Annotated in this window: 3 protein-coding genes; 1 reads left to right on the top strand and 2 read right to left on the bottom strand. The window is 68.5% G+C overall.

Translation table 11 applies throughout. The features are described 5' to 3' along the window. Positions 1 to 61: 61 nt before the first annotated feature. A complete protein-coding gene (gene traA / locus ADL29_RS05600; protein ID WP_030498531.1) occupies positions 62 to 598 on the bottom strand; it encodes a plasmid transfer protein TraA in 537 nt (178 codons plus the stop codon). Further along, complete coding sequence (locus ADL29_RS05595; RefSeq protein ID WP_030498532.1) at positions 595 to 780, bottom strand: hypothetical protein; 186 nt, start codon at positions 778 to 780, stop codon at positions 595 to 597. The genes traA and ADL29_RS05595 overlap by 4 nt, the downstream gene beginning before the upstream one ends. Before the next feature lie 115 nt (positions 781 to 895). Between ADL29_RS05595 and ADL29_RS05590 the strand changes: the two genes are divergently transcribed. Next, a partial coding sequence (locus ADL29_RS05590) for a GntR family transcriptional regulator (RefSeq protein ID WP_053922640.1) occupies positions 896 to 1,379 on the top strand: 484 nt, incomplete at its 3' end.

Below are 1,379 nucleotides of genomic sequence, written 5' to 3'. Positions count from 1 at the left end.
CCCTTGAGCTGTTCCTCGTGCTGCTGCTCGATGTCCTTCTCACCCATGACCGCCCCTCCCCTTACTGCTGAGCCCAGTCCATGCGCGGACCCTGGGGGCGCCGGGCACGGTGCTTGACGCGGTTGATCTCTTCCTCGTACGCCTGCTGGAAGGCGGCATAGGTGGCCGCGGCGTTCTTCGCGGCGGAGGCGGCGGCGTCCGCGGACTTCCGCAGCTTCCGCGAGACCTTCCAGGCCCGGGCCTTCGAGCCGCCGATACGGCCCTCGGGGTCCGGGACCGTGGACAGAACGCCCTTCAGGATCTCGGCACCCATGGCCACCTCGAACGAGAGCGTCACCATGACGGCCCGCAGGTGGTTGCAGTAGTTCCGCACGTCCGCCGGAGAGGTGAACTCGGGCGGGGGGAGCAGGGCCTCGGAGTGTCCGCCCCGGCCTCCCTGCGCGGGGACCGAGCCACGGCTCCCGCCGCCGCCCCCGCTGTTGTTGGTCTTGTTCTGCGACAGGTTGAGCGTGAACGAGGGGGCGAACGACGCGCCGAACTTCGCGGAGTCGTTCTTGCTGTTCTTGCCGCCCGTAGCGGCTGCGGTCGGTGTGCTCACCGGTTGATCTCCGATCCCTTGCGGTGACGGGGGCAGGCGCAGGGCGGCCAGATGATCGCGTCCCACGGGTGCACGTCGCAGTCGTCCGGCCAGATCTCCCGAACGGGCGACCACGTACGGCCGCTGTCCCGACTGATCCGCATCGTCATCAGGGGCCGGTCGGCCGGTCCGTCGTGCTCCATTGCGACTCCCTGCGCTCTCGGTAGGGACTTCCCCATAGGAAGTGCCTTCCTGTAGGAAGTTAAGGGATCAGTCCGGTACCGTCAACCACATCCGATAGGAAGCGAGGAACCGATCATGGCCGGGACCGTGGAGCGCATGGCCGCCTACCTGCGCGCGAGGATCGACCTGGGGACGCTCGAACCGGGCAACAAACTCCCCCCGACCGGCGCGCTCATGAGTCAGTTCGACCTGAGCGACAACGCCGTATACCGGGCAATCGCCCTGCTCAAAGCCGAGGGCTACCTCGTGTCACAGCAGGGGAAGGGCGTGTTCGTCGCGCCCCGCCGAAACCTGATCGCCGGAGCCCAGCGCATCCGCGGCATCACGCAGGCCGGGGAGACGATCCACCACAAGCGAAGCGAGCGGGTGCCGGCGCCCGACTGGGTGGCCTCGTTCCTCGGGGAGGGCGAGTGCGTCAACCGGGTCCGCACCGTGCAGCGCGGTGACTTCGTCCGGGAGGCGTCGCAATCCTGGGTGCACGTCGACGTGGCGGAAGTCGTCCCCGAGATCGACCTCCCCGAGCCGTGCGACCCGACATGGCAGGCGGTCTATGCGGAGC

This window comes from Streptomyces chattanoogensis (genome assembly GCF_001294335.1).
Taxonomy (GTDB): domain Bacteria; phylum Actinomycetota; class Actinomycetes; order Streptomycetales; family Streptomycetaceae; genus Streptomyces; species Streptomyces chattanoogensis.
The sequence above is the reverse complement of the archived record's forward strand: the minus strand, read 5'-3'. Positions and strand labels throughout refer to the sequence as shown.

Excerpts from the sequence above, each read along its gene's own strand:
- ADL29_RS05595 (WP_030498532.1), bottom strand. The coding sequence starts at position 780 with ATGGAGCACGACGGACCGGCCGACCGGCCCCTGATGACGATGCGGATC.